At 68.9% G+C, this 20,680-nt stretch carries 19 protein-coding genes and 2 tRNA genes; 7 read left to right on the top strand and 14 right to left on the bottom strand.

The features are described 5' to 3' along the window. The first annotated feature begins 227 nt into the window (after positions 1 to 227). A complete protein-coding gene (locus C503_RS46920; protein WP_169514612.1) occupies positions 228 to 1,427 on the top strand; it encodes a GGDEF domain-containing protein in 1,200 nt (399 codons plus the stop codon). A 158-nt stretch (positions 1,428 to 1,585) separates the two neighbouring features. On the opposite strand, the gene C503_RS0125765 is transcribed toward C503_RS46920, so the two are convergent. The 4 genes from C503_RS0125765 to C503_RS40875 form a co-directional block, all read right to left on the bottom strand. Further along, positions 1,586 to 3,052: a S1 family peptidase gene (locus C503_RS0125765; protein ID WP_026316702.1), complete on the bottom strand. Its 1,467-nt coding sequence runs from the start codon at positions 3,050 to 3,052 to the stop codon at positions 1,586 to 1,588. Between the two features lie 232 nt (positions 3,053 to 3,284). Further along, the gene (locus C503_RS0125770) at positions 3,285 to 4,280 is read right to left on the bottom strand and encodes a LysR family transcriptional regulator (protein WP_018685109.1); all 996 of its coding nucleotides are present in this window, start codon (positions 4,278 to 4,280) and stop codon (positions 3,285 to 3,287) included. Between the two features lie 531 nt (positions 4,281 to 4,811). Next, positions 4,812 to 5,642 (bottom strand): DUF4184 family protein, encoded by an 831-nt coding sequence (locus C503_RS43600; protein WP_018685110.1) that lies wholly within the window; start codon positions 5,640 to 5,642, stop codon positions 4,812 to 4,814. Positions 5,643 to 5,771: 129 nt separating this feature from the next. Continuing rightward, positions 5,772 to 6,737, bottom strand: a complete 966-nt coding sequence (locus C503_RS40875) for a M28 family metallopeptidase (RefSeq protein ID WP_033401058.1) — start codon at positions 6,735 to 6,737, stop codon at positions 5,772 to 5,774. 609 nt (positions 6,738 to 7,346) lie between these two features. On the opposite strand from C503_RS40875, the gene C503_RS0125785 reads away from it, so the two are divergent. Next, on the top strand, positions 7,347 to 7,766 hold the full coding sequence (locus C503_RS0125785; RefSeq protein ID WP_018685112.1) for a hypothetical protein: 420 nt from the start codon (positions 7,347 to 7,349) through the stop codon (positions 7,764 to 7,766). Between the two features lie 578 nt (positions 7,767 to 8,344). On the opposite strand, the gene C503_RS0125795 is transcribed toward C503_RS0125785, so the two are convergent. Next, positions 8,345 to 9,718, bottom strand: coding sequence for a helix-turn-helix domain-containing protein (locus C503_RS0125795; protein WP_156893480.1), 1,374 nt, complete (start codon positions 9,716 to 9,718; stop codon positions 8,345 to 8,347). Positions 9,719 to 9,969: 251 nt separating this feature from the next. On the opposite strand from C503_RS0125795, the gene C503_RS46210 reads away from it, so the two are divergent. Then, positions 9,970 to 10,284 (top strand): hypothetical protein, encoded by a 315-nt coding sequence (locus tag C503_RS46210; protein ID WP_156893481.1) that lies wholly within the window; start codon positions 9,970 to 9,972, stop codon positions 10,282 to 10,284. A gap of 56 nt (positions 10,285 to 10,340) precedes the next feature. After that, the gene (locus tag C503_RS48615) at positions 10,341 to 10,472 is read left to right on the top strand and encodes a hypothetical protein (RefSeq protein WP_281170535.1); all 132 of its coding nucleotides are present in this window, start codon (positions 10,341 to 10,343) and stop codon (positions 10,470 to 10,472) included. A gap of 294 nt (positions 10,473 to 10,766) precedes the next feature. On the opposite strand, the gene C503_RS48945 is transcribed toward C503_RS48615, so the two are convergent. Both C503_RS48945 and C503_RS0125810 read right to left on the bottom strand, forming a co-directional pair. After that, positions 10,767 to 10,943 carry an NUDIX hydrolase gene (locus C503_RS48945; RefSeq protein ID WP_018685116.1) on the bottom strand — a complete coding sequence of 59 codons (177 nt, stop codon included), beginning with the start codon at positions 10,941 to 10,943 and terminating at the stop codon, positions 10,767 to 10,769. A gap of 352 nt (positions 10,944 to 11,295) precedes the next feature. Further along, a tRNA-Lys gene (locus C503_RS0125810) sits at positions 11,296 to 11,368 on the bottom strand. 160 nt (positions 11,369 to 11,528) lie between these two features. Here C503_RS0125810 and C503_RS0125815 point away from each other — a divergent pair. Further along, positions 11,529 to 12,737, top strand: a complete 1,209-nt coding sequence (locus C503_RS0125815) for a L,D-transpeptidase (RefSeq protein WP_084477320.1) — start codon at positions 11,529 to 11,531, stop codon at positions 12,735 to 12,737. Here the strand turns inward: C503_RS0125815 and C503_RS0125820 are convergent. From C503_RS0125820 to orn, 4 genes are all read right to left on the bottom strand, one after another. Beyond that, on the bottom strand, positions 12,734 to 12,946 hold the full coding sequence (locus C503_RS0125820; protein WP_018685118.1) for an RNA-binding S4 domain-containing protein: 213 nt from the start codon (positions 12,944 to 12,946) through the stop codon (positions 12,734 to 12,736). The genes C503_RS0125815 and C503_RS0125820 overlap by 4 nt on opposite strands. A 62-nt stretch (positions 12,947 to 13,008) precedes the next feature. Then, positions 13,009 to 13,785, bottom strand: a complete 777-nt coding sequence (locus C503_RS0125825) for a S1 family peptidase (RefSeq protein ID WP_018685119.1) — start codon at positions 13,783 to 13,785, stop codon at positions 13,009 to 13,011. Between the two features lie 392 nt (positions 13,786 to 14,177). Continuing rightward, positions 14,178 to 14,250: transfer RNA gene (locus C503_RS0125830), tRNA-His, on the bottom strand. A gap of 73 nt (positions 14,251 to 14,323) precedes the next feature. Then, complete coding sequence (gene orn / locus C503_RS0125835; RefSeq protein ID WP_018685120.1) at positions 14,324 to 14,929, bottom strand: oligoribonuclease; 606 nt, start codon at positions 14,927 to 14,929, stop codon at positions 14,324 to 14,326. 141 nt (positions 14,930 to 15,070) lie between these two features. Between orn and C503_RS0125840 the strand changes: the two genes are divergently transcribed. Continuing rightward, on the top strand, positions 15,071 to 16,546 hold the full coding sequence (locus tag C503_RS0125840; protein WP_018685121.1) for a glutamate-cysteine ligase family protein: 1,476 nt from the start codon (positions 15,071 to 15,073) through the stop codon (positions 16,544 to 16,546). A 24-nt stretch (positions 16,547 to 16,570) separates the two neighbouring features. On the opposite strand, the gene C503_RS0125845 is transcribed toward C503_RS0125840, so the two are convergent. From C503_RS0125845 to C503_RS0125855, 3 genes are read right to left on the bottom strand one after another with little or no spacing between them, the layout of a single operon-like run. Then, positions 16,571 to 18,070 carry a PH domain-containing protein gene (locus C503_RS0125845; protein WP_018685122.1) on the bottom strand — a complete coding sequence of 500 codons (1,500 nt, stop codon included), beginning with the start codon at positions 18,068 to 18,070 and terminating at the stop codon, positions 16,571 to 16,573. Next, on the bottom strand, positions 18,067 to 18,591 hold the full coding sequence (locus tag C503_RS0125850) for a PH domain-containing protein (RefSeq protein WP_018685123.1): 525 nt from the start codon (positions 18,589 to 18,591) through the stop codon (positions 18,067 to 18,069). Before C503_RS0125850 ends, C503_RS0125845 begins: the two co-directional genes overlap by 4 nt. Positions 18,592 to 18,600: 9 nt before the next feature. Further along, positions 18,601 to 18,819 carry a hypothetical protein gene (locus C503_RS0125855; RefSeq protein WP_018685124.1) on the bottom strand — a complete coding sequence of 73 codons (219 nt, stop codon included), beginning with the start codon at positions 18,817 to 18,819 and terminating at the stop codon, positions 18,601 to 18,603. Between the two features lie 380 nt (positions 18,820 to 19,199). Here C503_RS0125855 and C503_RS0125860 point away from each other — a divergent pair, with 380 nt between their 5' ends. Continuing rightward, entirely contained in the window at positions 19,200 to 20,573 is a 1,374-nt protein-coding gene (locus tag C503_RS0125860; RefSeq protein ID WP_063710845.1) for an NsdA family TPR-like regulatory protein, read from the top strand. The last annotated feature ends 107 nt before the right edge of the window (positions 20,574 to 20,680 follow it).

The raw sequence follows: 20,680 nt of genomic DNA on the forward strand, positions 1-20,680 counted from the left end.
AGGACGACGCCGACCACGTACCCGCATCGGGGCCACCTCCTCGTGACGACCCGCGCCCCGAGACCGACCGGACCCGGGCCGCGCGCGCCGGGGCGCGGGTGTGGCGCGGGCGGTGGTTCCGGTCACGGCCAAGTGTGACCGACTCGCTCCGCAGTGAACACCCTCCGGCATGGCTCCGGTTCCGGACCTGGGGGCTGTGGACGCTTCCTCCCGCCGCCAGACGCTACGTGATCATCTTCGAGCTTGGCACGCTGGTCGCGGTTTTCCTCGCCTGTGTCACCGCGCGGGCCGCGGGCGAGTTCGACTGGCGCAGGCTCGCGGTGCTGGTCGGCGCGGGCGCGGCGCACCTGTGGCTGTCCCGGCGCACCGAGGAGACGCGCCGCGACAGCGGGCCCGGCCCGCACATGGACACCAGCGTGGTGTGGATCCTGCCCGCGATGGTGCTGCTGCCCGCGTGGATGGCCGTGCTGTCGATGTTGCTGCTGCGCGTGCAGCTGTACCCGGTGGCGCGCCGACCACTGTTCCGCTACACGTTCGGCACGGCGGCCATCCTGCTGGCCGCGATCACCTCGTACGGCGTCATCCGCTGGGGCGGGGTGGACGTGAGCGCCGAGTTCGGTGCCCGCGACGCGGCGGTGCTGGCGCTGGCCGGGCTGGCCTACTTCGTGGTCAACGCGATCGCCATCGGCGGCGTCATCGCGCTGTCCACCCCGCAGCCCACCTGGACCGCCGTGGTCGGCGGCAGCCGGGACAACGCCATGGCCGCGCTGACCACCTGCCTTGGCGCGCTGGCCGCGCTGGCCATCGCGCACGCCTGGCTGGCCCCGCTGTTCCTGGTGCCGCTGCTGTGCGCGCTGGACTGGGGCGCCCTGCAGATCGAGAACCTGCGCGGCGACGCCCGCACCGACCACAAGACCCAGCTGCTCAACTCGCGCGGCTGGCACGAGCAGGCGGGCCGCGAGCTGGCCCGCGCGCACCGGCTGGGCACCACGCTGTCCGTCGCGGTGCTCGACCTGGACTACTTCAAGCAGGTCAACGACACCTGGGGCCACCCGGCGGGCGACGCGGTGCTGCGCGCGGTCGGCAAGGTCCTGCGCGAGACCACCCGCCAGGGCGACGTGGTCGGCCGCTTCGGCGGCGAGGAGTTCGTGCTGCTGCTCCCGGACACCGACGCGGCGGGCGCGGTCCAGGTCGCCGAGCGGATCCGCCAGGGCGTCGCGGCGATGACCGTGGCGGCCACGGACAAGCGCGGCCAGCCGGTCGTGATCTCCGGCCGCACCACCTCCATCGGCGTGGCCGCCGCCCCGGGCGCGCTGGCCGACCTGGAGCTGCTGCTTCGGCATGCCGACGCGGCGGTCTACGAGGCCAAGCACGCGGGCCGCGACCAGGTCCGCTGCGCCGAACCCCCGGCCGACGTGGCCGTCTGAACGCCGCGACGCGACGGTGCACCCCGCGGGGGATTGGCGCACCGTCGTTCGGCGCGACAGCCCGAGTGGAGGTATTCCCCCGAACCGCATTCGGACAGGGGTGAGGGGGAGGTCCGTGTGGACCTCCCCCTCACCCCTGTCATGAGCCGGTCGGCGGACTACGGGCGCGAGGTGCGCAGGGTGTAGCTGCCGCCGCCGCTGTAGGCGTGGACCTGCCAGCGGTAGTAGCCGGAGGTGCCGGAGTACGACACGGACTCCGCGTTGGTCGGCGTGGTGCCACTGGCCACGTTGGCCCACGTGCTGCCGTTCCACTTCTGCAGGTACAGGTCGAAGTCCGTCCCGGCGGGACCGCTCAGGCAGCCGCGGTGGGTGCCCGACGCCGTGGTCTGGTAGTAGCTGTTGTTCGGCTGGATCGCGGTACCGCCGCCTGCCAGCGTGCCGGTGTAGGACGCGCCGGTGCAGTTGCCGGTGGGCGGCGTGCTGGTGGGCGGGGTCGTGGTCGGCGGGTTGCCGCCGTTGGTCACCAGGGTCAGCCCGTACACCTGGAGAATCTCGTTGACCGGCTGAAAGTACGTGGTGCCGCCGGAGGTGCAGTTGCCCGAGCCGCCGGAGGTCACGCCCTGGGCCTGGCTGCCGGAGATGGCCGAGCCGCCGGAGTCACCGGGCTCGGCGCACACGTTGGTGCGGATCAGGCCGGTGATGGTGCCCTCGGCGTAGGTCACCGAGGCATTGCGGGCCTGGATGGTGCCGCAGTGCCAGCCGGTGGTGGAGCCGGAGCGGCAGATCGACGAGCCGACCGGCGCGTCGGTGGAGCCCGCCACGGCCACCCGGCCGCCGGAGTAGTTGTTCACGGCGCCGACCGGCGTGTTGCCCGCGGCGACCCGGACGAACGCGTAGTCGTTGCCCGGGAAGCTGGACCCGGCGAACGAGCCGCTTGGCTGCGTGGTGCTCGCGCCGGAGGTGCCGCAGTGCCCGGCGGTGACGAACCCGCCGTTGACCGAGAAGCCGACCGAGCAGCGGGTGCCGCTGCCGATGTAGTAGGCGTTGCCGCCGACCACGTCGATCAGCTTGCGCGGCGCCTCGTCGGAGGCGACCACGCTGACCGCGTCCGCTGGCACGCCGCTGGCGGCCACGAACGCGCGGGCCGCGGACAAAGCGTTCCCGCGGGACTGGACGACGATCTTGTTGCCGGTCGGGTCCACGTACCAGCCGGGCACGGTCCGCGGGCTCTTCGCCAGGTTGGCGTCCAACCTGGCCTTCAGCTCGTCCAGCTGGGCCTCGGTGCGGCCGACCACGACGGTGTCCGCCCCGGCTGCCCGCGCGGTGGCCGCGGCGGCGTTGTCGGTGACGGCGACGACGAGCCTGCCCCGGCCCGCGTCGTACCAGGTGCCGCCGAGCCGGTTCGCCAGCTGCTTGCGCAGGCTCCGGTCGGCCTTGCTCGCGCGGTCCTCACTGGACAGCCGGGTGTCCGCCTGGGCGGCCGACAGCCCGAGGTCGCGCTGCATCGCCACGCGCATGCCGTCCTGGGCAGCCGGTGCGGCCTCGGCGGAAAGGGTGATCGCCACCGCCGTGCTCGCGACCGCGGTGGCGACCGCGAGCACAGCGGGGATTCTCGTTCTGGCCATGCCGTTCTCCTCGTGCAGGGAAGGTGTACGGATGGCCTGCGAACCGGCGCGTCGAAGCGGACCGGGTGGCTGGTCCGGTCTGGGAAGGTGCCTCGGATACGCGTCCGACGGATCATGATCAACCGGACGAAACGGTCAGCAGGGTGCCTGCGACAGTAATCCGGGTCACACACTTTTCGGACATAACATTTCGCCATAGCGGTGCGCGCTGCGCGCAGCGGCCCGCACCGGATCACATCGGCGGCACCTGCTGCTCGGGGCGCTCCACCCCGAAGCCCGGGTGGTCGCGGAGGAACTCGGTGTAGCGGCTGCTGCGCGCGATCACGTCCGCGTAGGCGGTGCTGGCCAGCTTGACCAACTGGTCGGAGAACGCGGCGGTGGCCCCGTCCGGGTGCCACCCGATCAGGTTGCGCCAGCGTAGCGGGTTGCCCGCGATCGGCACCGCCACCACACCCGGCATCTGCCGGAACATCGGCTGGCAGAGCACCACGGCGTCGCCGGACTCCACCAGGTCGATGCAGCTCACCACGTCGGTCTCGTAGAGCGTGCGCGGGGTGAACCCGGCGCGCGCGCAGGCCGCGGCGAAGCAGTCGGCGAAGCAGCCGTCGCCGGGGGTCGCGCCCCACTGGGCGCCCGCCAGGTCGGCCAGTTCCACCTCGGGCTGCTGGGACAGCGGGTGCTTGTCCGAGAGCAGCACGAACACCGGGTCGGTGGCCAGCGTCCGCCAGATCAGGCCCGGCTGGGACGGCGGCGGGGCGTCCCCGCACACGCCGACCAGGGTGTAGTCCACCCGGCCGTCGGCGACCATCGCGGCCAGCTCCTCCGACGACCAGGACACGTGCGTGGTCACGTGCAGGTCCGGGTAGGCGGCGTTGAGCTGGTGCACCAGGCCGCCGAGCACCGGTCCGGTGGCCGACCCCAGGCGCAGCCGGGACGGGGTGTCCCCGGGCAGCGCGGCGTTGTTGGCGAACCGGGCGGCCTCCTCGCGCAGGCCGGAGACCGCGGGCAGCAGCAGGCGGGCCCGCTGCAGCACCAGCTCGCCCAGCGGGGTGGGCCGGGCTCCCTTCCGGTCGCGCTCGAACAGCGGCCCGCCCAGGGCCCGCTCGATCCGGTGGAGCTGAGCGGTCAGTGCCGGTTGGGCGAGGCCGAGCGTGGACGCGGCCTTGGTGATGCTGCCCGCCTCGGCGACCGCAACGATGATTTTGAAGTGGCGCAGCTCCAGCTCCATAGGACAAAGCTAGGCCGAAGGATCACCGACGCCAAGCTTTAGGACCAGGGCGCACGAGTTCTGTCGATTGTTGAGCGCGGGTGCGCTGAACGGTGCAACTCTGAACACACAGAATACGTCGGACGGTGTTAAGCCGCTGCGCACCGTCTCCGGGCCGTCATCGGGGGTATACGTCCGTAGACTATCCCGAATCTGCAAGTTGCACGATGGAAGTCGACGGATTGCATGCTCCCGGCTGCCACTGTCGCGTTCCGCGATCCGTTGGCGCGCGGGCGTAACCGGGAGTGGCGAACTGCTTCGTGGCGAAGCAATCGACCGGCACGCCACCCGTCCACACGCGTTGACCCGGTGTTGGTTCAGACAACTGGGAGCGTGTGTCCGGCTGTTCGCGCTGCGTGACCACCGGAGTTGTCGATCAGCGCACAGCTGCTTGCGGCGCCTGGGTTTTCGGTCGTACACAGCACGGAGAACGGCGTGAGAGCGCTCCACCGGAAGACCGCAGTGGACAGTCCACCCCAGACCGACCGCTACCTACTTCCCGGTCGGTTCCGGCCCTCGGCGGGCGCGCAGGTAGCCGCCGACGATCGCCAGGGCGACGAAGATGCCGGTCACCACGCAGATCGACACCTGGATGAGCCCCTCGCGCAGCTGCGTCGAGCTCGGTGCCACACCGGCGGCCAGCGTGCGCGCGAAGCCGCCGACGGACACGTCCGCGGTCGACGCCATCACCGTCACGGCCCGCACGGCGGCCAGCGCGAGTCCCGCAGCGACCACGCCGACGACCGTCCGCCACGGCCGCCGCGGCGGCGCGTAGCGGGGCGGGATCGTCTCCACCGGTAGGCGTTTACGGAGGTTGCGGGCGGCCCACCAGGCGAGCACCACGACGCCTACAACGCTGCTCAGGTACTGCAGGAAGTTGTACCGGGGCATGCCGACCCACAACCATTCCCGCAATGACGGAAAGTGCTCGACACCCCACCCGTAGTGGTGCGTGAAAGAGTCCCAGACGATGTGGGTGACTCCGCCGAGCAACACCGACACCACTACCCACAGCACACCCATGGGGTTCAGCCGGGGCGCGGGCGGCAGCGGCAGCATCCGCGACCGCAGCCAGGCCGGGGCCAGCGCCACCACGGCGGGCAGGACGAACGCCCAGTACAGCGCCAGCACGACCAGCGCGACCGGCAGGTCGTTGGTCACCAGCCCGAGCCAGGTGTGCGACCGCTCGTCGACGCCGGGTTCGAGCGCGATGAAGTACAGCAGATCCGGCGACATGGACCCGACCACCAGGGCCGACCCGACGAACGGCGTCCGCCGGACCAGCGGCAACACGGCGGCGGCATGCGAGATCGTGTACGGCACACCTTCACCATGCCGGCGCCCCGTGTCCCCGATGGGGTCGAGTGGTGGACATCCTGTGCAGGTGGTCCGGGCAAAGGAAGCGGGCCGCCCCTCCCGGTGGAGGAACGGCCCGCGACCGGTTTCCGGTGCTTACGCGATGCCCGCGAGCTTCCAGATCGCGTAGGCGATGGCGTCGGTGTGCCGGTCCAGCGACTGCACGTTCACGTTGCTGATCTTGTCGCAGGACTTGTGGTAGCAGGCGTCGAACGCGGTGTTCGCCGTCCCACCCCACTTGCGCGCCTGCGCGGCCGTCTTGCGGTCCTCGGCCCCGCTGAACAACCCACCGGTCGGCACCCCGGCCCGCGCGAACGCCGCGTGGTCCGACCGCCCGCCGACGGTCACCGTCTCGGTCTGCACGTTGATCCCGACGAAGTACTCCTCCAGCGTCTTCTGCAGGGTGGTGGAGCCGGTCGGCTGCCCGCTGGACGAGTACACGAAGTAGCCCGGGTTCGGCGACCCGGTCATGTCGAAGTTCAAATATCCCTTGATCTTCGACTTCTCCGCCGCGGACAACGAGTTCACATAGGCGGTGGACCCCACCAACCCCAGCTCCTCCCCACCCCACCACGCGAACCGCAGGTGCTTCGTCGGCTTCGCCTTCGCCTGCGACACCGCCAACGCCACCTCGATCAACCCGGCCGACCCGGTCCCGTTGTCATTGATCCCGGGCCCCGCGGGCACGCTGTCCAGATGCCCGCCTGCCATCAGGATGTTGTTCGCGTCCCCACCGGGGTAATCGGCGATCAGGTTGTACCCGGTCGCCCCCTGCGACGAGAACGTCTTGATGGTGGTGGTCCACCCGGCCCCGTCCAGCTTCCCCTTCACATAGTCGATGGAAGCCTTATACCCACTACGCCCATGCGCCCGGTTCCCTCCATTCGAATTGGCGATACTCTGCAACTGGTTCAAATCGGCCTGCACAGCCTGCACAGAGATATCCGGCGCCGCCACCACACCCTGCCCGGCAGCGGAAGCCCCACCCCCCAACGGCACCACGACCCCCGCCGCCCCGGCAGCCACCGCCGCGACCACGACCCCGATCCGCTTCGTTCGCATATCCCCGACCTCCTCAGGATGGAAGGAACAACCCGTCCATCCTGGGTCCCGAACGCGGCCGCCCGAAAGAACTGTTAATTACCCTTCTTCCCACTCCATAACAGACCCCACAAAACCCCAAGTCAAACCCGCTGCGGATGTTGACATTGGCAAAAGTGAACAACTCAAAGGCTTGGCAGGCTGCCTGCGCACCCCGAGTTCCGACTCTTGGGCGCTCTTCGCATCTCGATCGTCGGGCCTCGATGTCATCTGTTGGGCCGCGAGGACGCAGACCTCATGTCGTCCGGGTGGCAGTCTTGCCTGCGCGGAATCTCTGCGCCGCAACCAGAGGTGGTGCATGGCGCGTTGATTGTGGCCACTCGCTCTGGATAAGGGGTATCCCGCCCGAAATATCGCGCCGCCCGCGCGGTTTTTGTTTCACCGCAGTCCTGCCTGGTAACCGATCGGGGTACTGGTTGAGCCGATCGTGTATGGCCTCGGCATCGTCTGGACGGAAACCGGTCGATCTTCGACCATGGGTGTTACGGGTGCGAAGGAGAGTGCGATGTGGGTGTCGGGTCGACAGCAGGATGTCGTGCACCATGCGGGGCGGCACGGAGGTTACCGACATTGCAAGAGGTCGCAATCACGATCGCTTTGGCGGTGGGTACCGCCTTGATGCAGACGTTGATGAAGGGGATAAGCAGGACCAACCTGCCCGGAAAAGCTCACGGGCTCACCCGAGACGATGCATTGTTCTGGACGGATTGGACGGTCGCGGCCATGGTCGCCTTGTCCGGGTCGGTGATCGCCGCCGCAGTGCAGAACAAGGTCGTCCCGTGGAAGCAGCCGCTGGCGATGGCCATCGTGTTCCTCCTCAGCTGCAGCGTCCTGCCGTTCTGTCTGCGGGTATTCGCCTATGAGAAGCACGCTCGACTTAGGAAATGGGGATACAAGGGGCTCGGGTGGATCTTCGTCTGCAATTCGATCGGTATTCTGATCCTGCTCGGCGCGGTATTCGCGGGAGTGAATGTATATGAATTCAAATGATCCTGACGAGATCGGCAGGGGCGAGGGTGCGTCAGAATGTGATCCGACACCTCGGCATTCACGCGCGATCGAGGTCACGGCGGCGATCGGTGGTATCTCGACCGTGGGTGCCGCGGTCGCTGCCGTGGTGCTGGCCGCAGGCGTGGACGCGGTCCCTTCGATCGCGGCCACCATCGCTGCTGCCGGGGCCATCACGGCCGCTGTGGAATCCCAGAGGATTCTCCGAATGAAGAGAAGGGGCGAGGGCGAGGGATAGCCTTCCGCCTGGGACGACCCTGGTCATGCTCCCTTGAGTGGTGGGCGCCGCACGACAGGTCGTCGGACCCAGGGCACACGCCGCCATCGACGCATGACCTCCGTAACGCCCCACGCACTTGCTGTCGTGCTGCCGAGTGAAGCATCTGTGTGCAACTTTGGAATCATATGGTGCAGTTTCTAGGAAACCGAGGGTTTGCGGACCTTCCTCAGGCGCCGGGGTTCTCGATAGTGCCGCTTGCTGTTTATCGTACGATTCGCGTTGTTGGTGGAAAGGCTGAACTATCTCACCTGAATCCGACAACGGTGTGAATCCAGGTGGGTTACTTCTGGATTGCGCCAATTCGGTCGGCGAGCTCTGCGGCGTCTGAATTGTTCGGCTGGCGGCCGGTCGCGTCGCGTAGAATGGTGAGGTCATCGATAAGACGTTTGGAGCGAATATTTGCGGCCAAGTCGGCAGCCTGGTGGCCCATATGAATGCCGGTTACGGCGTCTCCGCCCGTGAGGTGGCTCGTGGCAAGGGAAGCGAGAAGAAAGGCGAGGCGTTTGGTGCGACGACTGTGGGGTTGGTTAGTGGCTTCGGTGAGGGTGTCGATGGCTTGGGTGGCGTGGGCAGGGTTGTGAGTTGCAAGGATGGTGTGGACTAGGCCGGTTTCGCCGGTGAGGAGGGTGCGTGTATATGTGCGAGGTGCGGGAAGTGGATTTACCGTCAGGTTGTCGAGGGCTGATTCGGCCCGGGCGAGGGTGTCTACGGCGAGAGTGGGGTTGTTCGTTTCGGCGTGAACTCGTGCGTGGGAGGCCAGGATGAGCGCGCGAAGTTCGCCGGAACTAGCGTGGTCGGCTGAGAGAGTGGCGAGTGTGAAGGCGCTGTGAGCATCGGTGTAGTGGCGTTGTTGGGTATAGATGCGGCCGATTTGATTGAGAGCCAGGGCAGCGCGCATGTGGTCGTCGGCCTGACGGGAGATGGCCAAGGCTTGGCCGGAGTAGCGGAGGGCCGGGCCAGAGAGGCCCACACCGTGGGAAGACCAGCCTGCCAATGTCAACAGATCAGCGAGGACGGCGCGGAGTTGGTCGCCTACTTCGTCTGAGTGGCTTGCCCCGAGGAGGCTGCGAGCCCAGCCAAGTTGAGCGATGACCGCGTCGCGGACGGCGCCACCGCCTAGTTGTTGTTCCTGGGTCCAGAGGACGCGGGTAAGTTCGCGGAGCTGGTCGACCTCGGTGTTGCCGACGCGGGACGGTGCTGGCGTGGCGACGGCGGTGCTGGCGAGCAGGGCGAGGTCGGCGCCGGTGAGAGTGGCGCCCATGGCGATCTTGGCGAGCATGCCCATGAATTCTCGGCGGTCGGGCACAGTGGACACCGCCTCTCTCGGGGTAGGTGTGTTGTCTGCGGATGTGTGCGCCAGCCCCATGAGACCACGGGGGATGGCCAGGCCGTCAGCAATGCGGGCGAGAAGGTCGTAGGTGATGACCTTGCGCCCGCGCATGATCAGCGAGACCTCGGGTTGCGCTTGGCCTGCGAGAATCGCGATGCGACGTTGAGAAATTCCGTGTCGCTTGAGTAGCTGGTACACCGTGGTGATGTCGCGCTCGGCCAGTGCGGAGCGCATGACCGGGTGGTCCCAGATCACTGGGTCGGGTTGTTCAACCGGGTTGCCCCATGTCTTCATGGCTGATTGCTCCGCGTCTGCCCTGGTCATGCTGTTGGTAGCACATCTAGTACCCACGGTAACCCCAGCGCGGGCGGCAGGTCATCCGCAAGGTTCCGGCCCTATATGTCGGGCATATCAGTTGGTGGTCTTAGGTCGATCGCATGCTCGCGGGCGCTTGCGTGCCACCTGTTTGCGTAACCCTGCGTAATACCCTATATGGCCATGGGGCTGGGCTCTCCTCTAGCCCGCCCCCTTCTCCAAGCTCGGTGTCCTAACCGACAATCCCTTTGGAGACAGGCATGACCGAGCAGCAGCGCCCGCGACCAGTGGCCCCCAAAGGGGGTGCTGATTACCTCCTGTCCCGCCTACCGCAGGCCACCGCCGAGATCGTCAAGAACGCCGACCCGACGCAACCATGGCCGGTGGGGGTGCCCTCGCTGGTCGACGATCTCAACGACCTGATCAAGTACGCCGAGGCCATCAATCGAGTCTTGGAACTCGGTAGCCTCGGTGACGGCCTTGAGGTCGCCTTCCGTCCGGCCGCGTGGAAATCCACATCGCAGGCGATCGCGCCGAATCCTGTTCACACCTGCTGGCCTGGCGCGACACGCTGACCGATACCTCGCTCTATCTCCAGCTCGGCGACGGCTTGGCCGAACCCCATGTCGACATGTCCGGACGCTTCTGCGACGGAACCGCTGTCACCATCACCGCGCCGCTCGGCGAGGACGACGTCACCGATCTGACCAGCAACCAGGTTGGCGACCAGGTACTGAGCTGGCTCACCACGCACGCACTCTGAGAGCCTTGCCCCCACCCCACTGGGATTCGAGGGGTTGGGGTGGGGGCATTCCTCAGGTGTAGAAGGGCGTCGCTGCTGAGTCGCGGGCGTGGCCGAGTCGGAGGCGAATCGAGGGGTGGATCGCGTCCCCCAAGCCGTCAATGTCGCTCTGGGAAATCCAGAGGGCTTCCTTGCTCTCGCTGCTGGTGCGCAGCTCCCCGCCGAGAGCGTTGGCGCGGAAGCAGATCGAGAACTCTTGGCGGACTTCGCCGTCGGTGTAAGCGACGACGTGGTGGGGGTTGCTGTAGATGCCGATCAGGCCTCGATGTCGCCGAGTTCGTGGGTGCCGCCCGGGATCGAGTACAGGTTGTTGTCGGAGCGGCGGATCATGAGGACACGGCCTTGGTCGTCCTCGACGTAGGCGCTGCACGCGATGGCGATGCTGTTGGCCTGTGGGGCGTCAGGGGCGTTGAGGTAGTCCTTGCGGGCCAAGAGGTGCCGTCGGCGGCCTTGGCTGCTGGCTGTTTGATGAACTTGGGGCGTTCCACCAGGAACAATGCCGCGTGCATCAGCAGTTCGACGTGTTCGGTGGCGTCCTCGATGACCCACGACGTCTACATGGGACGGGGTGCGGTGAGTCGTGACCCGGCCGTGGCGTTGGAAAAGGCCTGCGGGCAAAGTGGCGAATAAGTGGAAACTTTGATCATGGACACCATCGCGCGCACAGCCCGGGGGTCCGGGGGCGAAGCCCGCCGGGCGGGGTCCGGGGGCCGCGCCCCCGGAAAACACAAGAGACCGAGGACGGTTCGCGCTTTACCGCGAACAAGCCTCGGCCACTCGGTCGTGCGCCGCCAGGGACTCGAACCCCGAACCCGCTGATTAAGAGTCAGCTGCTCTGCCAGTTGAGCTAGCGGCGCCCGCGAGGTTCGCTCCTGGTGGAGGTCCCCTGCTGACGGGTGAAAAGTTAGCACAGGGTGTCGCGGAGGCTGAAATCCGGGGGTGGTGTCGGCCGCCACTCCTTCGTGTCTGGGCGGTCGGGCACACTGTTCCCAGAGGTCGGGGCGAGTAGGGAGCGGTATGTCGAGGGGTGGGCGCGCGCTGGGGTGGGGTGCGGGGTTCGTGGTGGCGGGCCTCGTGGTCACGGGCTGTTCGGTTGAGGAGGGGCCGGTGTCACCCGGTCCGGTGAGCGCGACCGCGTCCGCGACATCCGCGGCGCCCGTGCCCGCCCCGGTTCCGTTGGCGTTGGCGTTGACGCCGGTGGACAAGGCGGCGGATGTGGCGCCGGGGGAGCCGGTGACGGTGGCGGCGACCGGGGGGAAGCTGACCGAGGTCGTGGTGACGGGGCAGGACGGTCGGGCGGTCGCGGGTGCGTTGGCGGCCGATGGCGGGTCGTGGCGGAGTACCGAGGTGCTCGGGTACGGCAAGACCTACACCACCACCGCGAAGGCGCAGGACGGTTCCGGCAAGCCCGCGACGTCCACGTCCACCTTCAGCACGGTCAAGCCGAAGCGGCAGACCGCGCTGTCGATGAACCCGTTGGACGGGCAGAAGGTCGGGGTCGGGCAGCCGTTCGCGTTCTACTTCGATGCCGCGATCGCGGACAAGGCCGCGGTGGAGAAGTCCATCCGGGTCACCGCGTCGCCCGCGGCGGAGGGGGCGTTCTACTGGTTCGGGGACAAGGAAGTGCACTGGCGGCCCAAGGATTACTGGAAGCCGGGCACGACGGTCACCGTGGACGCGGCCGTCTACGGGAAGAACCTCGGCAACGGCGTGTTCGGCAAGGAGGACCGGAAGGCGACCGTCACGATCGGCGACTCGGTGGTCGCGGTGGCCGACGGCGGCACGCACCAGATGACGGTCACGGTCAACGGTGTCGTGGCGCGCACGATCCCGGTGTCGCTGGGCAAGAAGGGCCACGAGACCCCGTACGGCACGTACACGGTCATGAGCGAGCACACCGACTACACGATGGACTCCTCCACCTACGGCGTCCCCGCCGACGCCGCGGGCGGCTACCGCACCAAGGTGGCGGTGGCCAGCCGGATGTCCAACAGCGGCATCTTCTACCACTCGGCGCCGTGGTCGGTGCGCGACCAGGGTGTCCGCAACGTCAGCCACGGCTGTATCAACATGTCCACCGAGAACGCCGCCTGGTTGCAGAGCATCTCGACCAAGGGCGACGTCATCGTCGTGCAGAACTCCGGCGGACCCGCCCTGGAGGCCTGGGACGGCCTGGGCGACTGGCAGATCCCGTGGGAAACCTGGCAGCAGGGCGGCAAACGCTAACGAGTCACGACGCGGAGCTCGTCCCGGCCGACCGTGACGTGGTCGCCGGGGTGGACCTGGCGGCCGCGCCGCTGTTCCGGCTCGCCGTTGACGGCGACCTCGCCCGCGTCGAGAAGGTCCTTGGCGTGCACCCCGTCCTCGGCGATCCCGGCCAGCTTGAGCAGCTGGCCGAGGCGGATCATGTCGTCGCGGATCTCGATGTCACGCATGCACCGACCCTAAACGCAGGTGCGGGCCGCCCGGTGCTCGGGCGGCCCGCACCCGGTTCGGCCTACAGCGCGCCGGTGTAGCCCTGGATCCAGGACCGGTGCGCGACCACGTCGGTGTAGATCGACGGCGCCTGCGCGCACTGCGACCCGCCGCCGGACCGGCTGGTGGCGCCGGTCAGCTGCCAGCCGCCGCCCGCGGAGATCACCTGCGGGCCGCCGGAGTCGCCGTAGCAGGCGCCCGCGCGGCCGCCGGGGTTGTTGGTGCAGATCTCGATGGAGCCGGAGATCCCGCCGCACCGGCTGTCCGCCACGACCGAGGTGTCCAGCTGCTGCAGCTGCACCGGCGCGCCGCAGCCGCCCGCCGCCGGGCAGGTCTGGCCCCAGCCGATGATCCGGCTCGCCTGCCCGGTCGCCCCGGAGCTCGCCGCGATAGCGACCGGGGCCTGCGTCACGCTGCTGCTGAGCTGCAACAACGCGATATCGTACGACGTGCGGTAGCTCGGGTGCACGATCACCCTGGACACCCGTGCGAGCGTGCCCCCGCTGGTCCGGTTCGTCGTCCCGACCCGGACCTGGATGCTCGCCGCGGACCGGCCCTGCACGCAGTGCGCCGCCGTCACGATCCAGTTCGCCTTGATCAGCGACCCGCCGCAGAAGTGGCCGCCACTCGTGCTCTGCAACGACGCCATGAAGCTGTAGGTCTGGCTCGCCGGGCTCCCGCCCACGATCGCGGGCGACATGACCGGCCCACCGTCCGCCGCCGCGTCCGCCACGGCGGGCGCCGAGACCACCGTCGCCACCGCGGCCACGAACCCGAGCAACAAGCTGCGCACCTTCATCGGGACTCCCTTCCGCGCCGGGGCCCTCACCCAGCGCCGAACCCCCAAATTAGGTACATACCGGACACTCTGACCACACCCCGGCACTCATCCCCAGTTGCCAGACGCGATGTACCAGTTACCAGACAGCTCGCCCGAAACATGACCTAGTGTCCGAATAACAACACCCATCAGCCCATATACCGAACACCAGCCCCAACATTGGCTCACCCATGAGCCGCGCCGGCTCACCCGGCGGCTCTGCGCCAGGCCCTGCTGGTTCCCCGTCGACTTTCGATGCCCGCCAGGGCGAGAAGCCCGCACCGTGGGGGTCTGGGGGCTCGGCCCCCAGAAACGACGAACGGGCGATCCCCGCTCGCGCTTTCCGCGAGCATGGATCGCCCAATCGCCCGGGTGAGTGACGGGACTTGAACCCGCGACTTCCTGGACCACAACCAGGTGCTCTACCAGCTGAGCTACACCCACCATCGCTCCACGAGGGCTTGGCCCCGTGGTGCTGGAATATCGTAGCGTGCCTCCCGGCCCGGGTTGAACCGGGTTACCGGTTCTCGGCGAGCAGGGCGCCCGCGACGGCCTTGGCCTCCTCGGTGCTGGGGCCGGGGTCGGGCACGAACACGGTGCCCCGGTAGTAGCGCAGCTCGCGGATGGACTCGCGGATGTCGGCCAGGGCGCGGTGGGCCAGGCCCTTCTCCGGCTGCGCGTAGTACACGCGCGGGTACCAGCGGCGGCACAGTTCCTTGATGGAGGAGACGTCGACCATGCGGTAGTGCAGGTGGGCGTCGAGCAGCGGCATGTCGCGGGCGATGAAGCCGCGGTCGGTGGCGATGGAGTTGCCGCAGAGCGGGGCGGTGCGCGGCTCGGGCACCCACTGGCGCACGTACTCCAGGACCTGCGCCTCGGCTTCCTCGATGGTCAGCGTGGAGGCGCGGACCTCCTCGGTGAGGCCGCTGCGGCCGTGCATGTCGCGGACGATCTCGGGCATGCCCGCGAGCCGGTCGTCGCCGGTGTGCACGACGAGGTCGATACCGTCGCCGAGGATGTTCAGTTCGGAGTCGGTGACCAGGGCGGCGATCTCGATCAGGGCGTCGTGGCCCAGTTCGAGTCCGGTCATCTCGCAGTCGATCCATACCAGGCGGTCGGTCACCCGGCGAAGCTTAGTCCGACACGTCGGATGTTCGGCCCGCTCACCCGCGCGCCGCGCCGGACCGGGAGTGTCGCGGGTGGACTGGGCCGCTTGGAGTAGGCCCTGTGGCGGCGGGCCCGGGGATGGATCACGCTGGTCGCCATGGGCAAGGATGTCGAGCCGACGGAGTTCACCGGAGCGGACCGGGCACGGTTCCGGCAGAAGGTGCGGCGCTGCCTGGACGTGTTCGCGCAGATGCTGGCGGAGTCCCGGTTCGAGGCGGACCGCCCGATGGCGGGCGTGGAGATCGAGCTGAACCTGGTGGACGACGCAGGCGAGCCGTCGATGCGCAACGCCCAGGTGCTCGACGCCATCTCGGACCCGGCCTTCCAGACCGAGCTGGGCCGGTTCAACATCGAGATCAACCTCCCGCCGCAGCGGCTGGGCCCGGACGGCCTGCGCCGGTTCGAGGACCTGGTCCGCGCCGACCTGAACGAGGCGGAGGCGAAGGCGGCCAGGGTGGGCGCGCACATCGTGATGGTCGGCATCCTGCCGTCGCTGCGCCCGGAGCACACCGGCTCGGGCGCGCTGTCGGCGAACCCGCGCTACCGCCTGTTGAACGAGCAGGTCCTGGCCGCCAGAGGCGAGGACCTGCAGATCAACATCGGTGGCGCCGAACGCCTGGTCACGGCGGCCGACTCGATCGCCCCGGAGAGCGCGTGCACGAGCGTGCAGTACCACCTGCAGGTCGCCCCGGACGACTTCGCGCGGTTCTGGAACGCGAGCCAGGTGGCGGCCGGTGCCCAGGTGGCGGTGGGGGCGAACGCGCCGTTCCTGTTCGGCAAACACCTGTGGGCGGAGACCAGGGTGGCCCTGTTCGAGCAGGCCACCGACACCCGCCCGGACGAGCTCAAGGCCCAGGGCGTCCGCCCGAGGGTGTGGTTCGGCGACCGGTGGATCACGTCGATCTTCGACCTGTTCGAGGAGAACGTGCAGTACTACTCGGCCCTGCTGCCCCTGTGCGACGAGGAGGACCCGGCGGAGGTCCTCGACCGGGGCGACATCCCGCAACTGCACGAGCTGCGGCTGCACAACGGGACGGTCTACCGCTGGAACCGCCCGATCTACGACGTGGTGCGCGACCGGCCGCATCTGCGCGTGGAGAACCGGGTGCTGCCTGCCGGGCCGTCGGTGGTGGACACGATGGCGAATGGGGCGTTCTACTTCGGACTTGTGCGGGCGTTGGTGGACCAGGATCGTCCTATCTGGACTCAGATGAGCTTCGCCGCTGCCGCGGACAATTTTCATGCTTCTGCGCGTAATGGGATTGACGCGCGGATGTATTGGCCGGGGGTGGGGGAGGTGCCTGCCACGGAGCTGGTGTTGCGGAAGTTGCTGCCGTTGGCCTATGAGGGGCTCGATGCGTGGGGGGTTGCGACCGCGGATCGGGATCGGCTGCTGGGGATCATCGAGCAGCGGTGTCTGACGGGGCGCAATGGTGCTACTTGGCAGGTGGATGTGGTGCGCTCGTTGGAGCGGGGGGACGTGGACCGGCGGGAGGCATTGCGGGAGATGACGTGTCGGTATCGGGATCTGATGCATACCAACGAACCTGTGCATACGTGGCCGGTCGACTGAGCTTGTCCACAGCGGAGGGATGCCTCAGGGCTTGATCAGGAATTGGCGGATGAGGTCGGGAACGGCCTCGTCCGCCACCGCCAGCCCCTGTGCGTCGCCAAGATCCCGGATCGGGTAGGCGCCGTTGCCCGCGGCGGTGATGGCGGTGAGGGTGAAGAGGTGGGCGCGGCGTTGGAAAAGGGTGCGAGTGAGCTTCCAGCCGATGATGCCGGTGCGTTGCAGCGCGACCGTACGACGATCCAGCGTCCCCGAGCGGGAGATCAGGTAGCGGTCCGTGAGGGCGTGACCGAGCACGCGGTACCGGTCAAGTCCGACAAGGACCGACAGCGGCAGCAGTACCAGCGACAGCAGCCACACCCAGCTCGGCCAGTCCGCAACGACGTGCAGTCCATACAGCACAGCCACGAACACCACCGTCGGCACGACCGCACGCACGATCCGGCGGGTGCGTGCCCGCAGCGGGTGGCTGGTGATCGGTTCGGCGGTCGGTGTCGTGGATACCGCGAGTACGTCGGCGGCGACGCGTTCGGCTTCCGTGCGTGGAGCGGGTGGGACCAACAGGTTGCTGCCGCCCTGCCGGTTCAGGCCCGTGGTGATCGCGGTGAGCCGCGCGCCGTCCGCGGTGCGCAGCAGCAGTGGTTGGTGCAGGGCCACCCCGCGCAGCCGCTTCTCCTCGATTGACACCGAGCGGGTGGTGAGCAGGCCGCGGCGGACGCGGACTGTGCCGTCGTGGTGGCGGGTGAGGTTGTAGTTGTGGTTCTGCAGCAGATACCCCAACAGCGATGCGAGCACGGACAGCACAACCACCACCCCGGCCGTCACCGGCACGAGAGTGGTCCAGTCCGTGCGGCCGAGCCAGCCGAACACCCTGCGGATCAGGCCGACCTCGGAGAAGCGCAGGTTCAGCTCGTTGGCCAGGTTCATCAGGAACCCCACCAGGATGCCGATACTGACCAGCCCCGACAGCGACAACGGCGCGTACCGGCACCAGCGTTTGTCCAACGTGGACAGCCGAGTGCCCGCGTCCCCCTGCGGTGCCTGCACGCTCGTGCGTTGCAGGAACACCTTGCGGAGGCGGTCGGCCTCGGCGGCCGTGACCGCGTCCAGGACGACGACGCCCTCGCCCGGTTTGCGCTCGTGTTGGCCGGTGCCGACGCGCACGGCGGACAGGCCGAACAGGCGGTGGCCCAGCTTGGCGGTGAGGTCGACGGTGCGGATGCGGTCGCGCGGGATGGAGCGGCGGCGGCGGACGATCACGCCGTGGTGGAGCTCGACCTGGGTGTCGGTGATCCGGTACTTGGTCGTCAGCCAGGACAGCAGGCCGAACAGGATGATCACCCCGGCGGCGGCCGCGCCGACGATCACCCGCCAGGTCTCCGCGTTGCCCAGGAAGATCAGCGCGAACAGCGCGGGCAGCAGGCCGAGCAGCTCGTTGAGCGGCCGCACCACGATCATCCGCGGGTCCAGCCTGCCCCACTCCGGCGCCGCCTCCACGTACTCCGGCGCCGCGGGCAACGACGTCACGTCGCGTCCCCTGGCGTGGCCTGCGTGGTGGCGCTGAGCTCGTCGACGATCCGGGCCGCCACGTCCGCGTCCAGGCCCTCGATGGTGACCGGCCCGCGCGCGGACGCGGTGGTCACGGTGACGGTCGACAGCTTGAGCAGCTGCTGCAACGGCCCACGCCCGGTGTCGACGGTCTGGATCCGCGAGATCGGCGCCAGCCGCCACTCCTGGGTGACCCACCCGCTCCTGGTGAACACCGCATCCGCCGTCGTCTCCCACCGGTGCACCCGGTACCGCCACAGCGGCATCACCACGATGTGCGCGACCCCCACGACGGCGGACACCACGGCCGTGTAGCCCAACCACCGCGGCGGCGAGTCCGACACCGCCCAGACGACGCCCTGCGCCCCCAGCAGAACCACCCACAGCACCACGGCCTGCAACGCCCAATGCGCCACGGCGCGCTTGCTGACCAGGTTCGCTGGCGCCCGCAGCCCCCACTCCGACTCACTCACAAGTACCAGTGTGTCCCCGGCGGGCATGATCCCGCATCAAACCTGGGACGTACCTGGCAGCCGAACCCCACGCGCCCGCGCCCAGGCCCGCGTCGCGTCGAAGACCCAACCGGTCGCCCAGCCGGGGTCGACGTGGTCGATGTAGGTCAGGATCCCGGACAACGCGACCGCGAACGCCGTCGCGTGCGTCTCCCGCAACGGCCCCACCAGCCGTTCCGCCGCCAGGGGGTGGTGTCCGGCGGCGATGAGCGCCAACGCCAGGTAGGCGCGGTCGAGCCAGGGCGCGGCCCGGCGCGGCCTTGGTGGCAGCCGGTGGGTGGCCGGGGGTCTCGTTGCGGATCGGCTCGGCCTGGCGTTTCTCGGTTGCGCCGTTGTTTCGCAAGTAGCGCACGAGGCGTGTGCAGACCTGTGCCCGCGCAAGGCATCGTCCATTGCCGCGGGGAGTTTCATTCGTTGTCACGTGGCCAGCGAACCGGTTTCCGCGAGGGCGCGGGAGTGTGCGAGCGATGCTGGACGCGGGCCGAGGCGGGCAAAGGGTGTCACTTGGGGTGCTACTTGGCCGAAGCCCGGCTCGCCGGTTCTTCCCGGCGCTACCCTCGATTCCTGGTCGGCTACCGACTGCCGGAGAGGTACGTATGGCCGCAGGTCAGGGTAATCGGGCGCTGCGTGGATTGCTCGCCGAGGCCGAGACCAGCAACTCCGCGCTGGCGCGGGCGATTGTCCGCTCGGGTGCCGCCGAGGGATACCACCTCGGTACCTCGGCCGGATCGGTCCGGCGCATGCTCGACGGCGCGCAGCCGCGGTCGCCGGTGCCGAGGATCGTGGCGAGAGTGCTATCGCGCAAGCTCGGTTACCGGGTCTCGGTCGCCGATTGTGGGTTCGTGGTTTCCTCGGAAGTGGTAGACACGTTCGACGGGTTCCGCACCTCGCCGACCCTGGATGGCACGATCGCCATCGTGACCGAGCTTTCGAAACGTGATCTGCACCGGCGCAACTTCATGCTCGGCTCGGTCTTCGCGGCCGCCGCCTTCGCGGGGCCCGCGTGGTTCGCGATCACCGCGGCGGCGCCGGGGGACCTGGCGCGGGCGGGCGGCGCGCGGGTCGGCCCGGCCGATATCGAGGTGCTGCGGGACACCGTGCGGCATTTCGAGGCCATGCACCGCAGGCACGGTGGTGGGCTGGTACGCGGCCAGGTCGTGCAGTTCCTGCACCAGCAGGCCAGGATCTTCGGCGACGCGAGCTACACCGACGCCGTTGGCAGGCAGATGGCCGGGGTCCTGGCGGAGATGGCGTTCCTGGCGGGCCTCACCACGGTCGACAGCGGGCGGGCGGCCCTGGGGCAGCGGTACTACGCGCAGGCGCTCGGGTTGGCCGTGCGCGCGGGGGATCGGTCGTTCGCGGCGAACCTGCTCGCCGAGATGGGGCGGGAGACCATCGATATCGGCATGAACAGCGGCGACATCCCCGGCAACGGGCAGCACGCCGTCGCGCTGGCCAGGTCCGCGCTCCAGGTGATCGGCGACCGGGCGACGCCCGCGAGCACCGCGTACTTCCACGTCATCGAGGCGCGGGCGCTGGGGATGCTGGGTGACACGCGGGCGACGGTCCACGCGCTCGACCAGGCGCGGCGGGCGTTCGACCAAGGGCCCGCCGAGGAACCCGCCTGGCTCGGGCACTACACGGAGGTCGACCTCGCCTCGGACGTCGGCCAGTGCCTGCGCGACGCCGACCGGCCGCGGCAGGGGTTGGCCCTGCTGGAGCGGGCGCTGGCGACATTGCCCGCGGGGCGGGTGACCTCGAAGGCCAAGACCCGCATCCACATCGCCGCGGCGCACATCGAGCTGGGGGATTTCGACGCGGCCGACCACGCCACGGTCATCGCACTGGACGCCGTCAACGCGTTGTCGTCGGAGCGGGCCGTGGAGCGGGTGCGGGCATTGCAGAAGCGGGCGCGGAAGGCGGGCGCTCGTCAGGTGGACGAGCGTATCTCCGCCTTCCTCGCCACCTAGTGGTGCGACCCAGAACGTCGACCATGTCTCGACCCGCCCACGACGTGCCTGACGGCACCGCCGAAACGACCAAGTACATCCAGTACGAGGCCGTCCCGGCGGCACCG

Source organism: Actinokineospora enzanensis DSM 44649, assembly GCF_000374445.1.
In the GTDB taxonomy this organism is placed as follows: domain Bacteria; phylum Actinomycetota; class Actinomycetes; order Mycobacteriales; family Pseudonocardiaceae; genus Actinokineospora; species Actinokineospora enzanensis.

Coding starts and splice junctions, on each gene's coding strand:
- C503_RS48615 (WP_281170535.1), top strand. CDS start 10,341: ATGTCCGGACGCTTCTGCGACGGAACCGCTGTCACCATCACCGCGCCG.
- C503_RS0125860 (WP_063710845.1), top strand. CDS start 19,200: ATGGCCGCAGGTCAGGGTAATCGGGCGCTGCGTGGATTGCTCGCCGAG.
- C503_RS0125840 (WP_018685121.1), top strand. CDS start 15,071: ATGGGCAAGGATGTCGAGCCGACGGAGTTCACCGGAGCGGACCGGGCA.
- C503_RS40875 (WP_033401058.1), bottom strand. CDS start 6,737: ATGCGAACGAAGCGGATCGGGGTCGTGGTCGCGGCGGTGGCTGCCGGG.
- C503_RS46210 (WP_156893481.1), top strand. CDS start 9,970: ATGACCGAGCAGCAGCGCCCGCGACCAGTGGCCCCCAAAGGGGGTGCT.
- C503_RS0125765 (WP_026316702.1), bottom strand. CDS start 3,052: ATGGCCAGAACGAGAATCCCCGCTGTGCTCGCGGTCGCCACCGCGGTC.
- C503_RS0125820 (WP_018685118.1), bottom strand. CDS start 12,946: ATGCGTGACATCGAGATCCGCGACGACATGATCCGCCTCGGCCAGCTG.
- C503_RS0125815 (WP_084477320.1), top strand. CDS start 11,529: ATGTCGAGGGGTGGGCGCGCGCTGGGGTGGGGTGCGGGGTTCGTGGTG.
- C503_RS0125770 (WP_018685109.1), bottom strand. CDS start 4,280: ATGGAGCTGGAGCTGCGCCACTTCAAAATCATCGTTGCGGTCGCCGAG.
- C503_RS0125795 (WP_156893480.1), bottom strand. CDS start 9,718: ATGACCAGGGCAGACGCGGAGCAATCAGCCATGAAGACATGGGGCAAC.
- C503_RS0125825 (WP_018685119.1), bottom strand. CDS start 13,785: ATGAAGGTGCGCAGCTTGTTGCTCGGGTTCGTGGCCGCGGTGGCGACG.
- C503_RS0125850 (WP_018685123.1), bottom strand. CDS start 18,591: ATGCCCGCCGGGGACACACTGGTACTTGTGAGTGAGTCGGAGTGGGGG.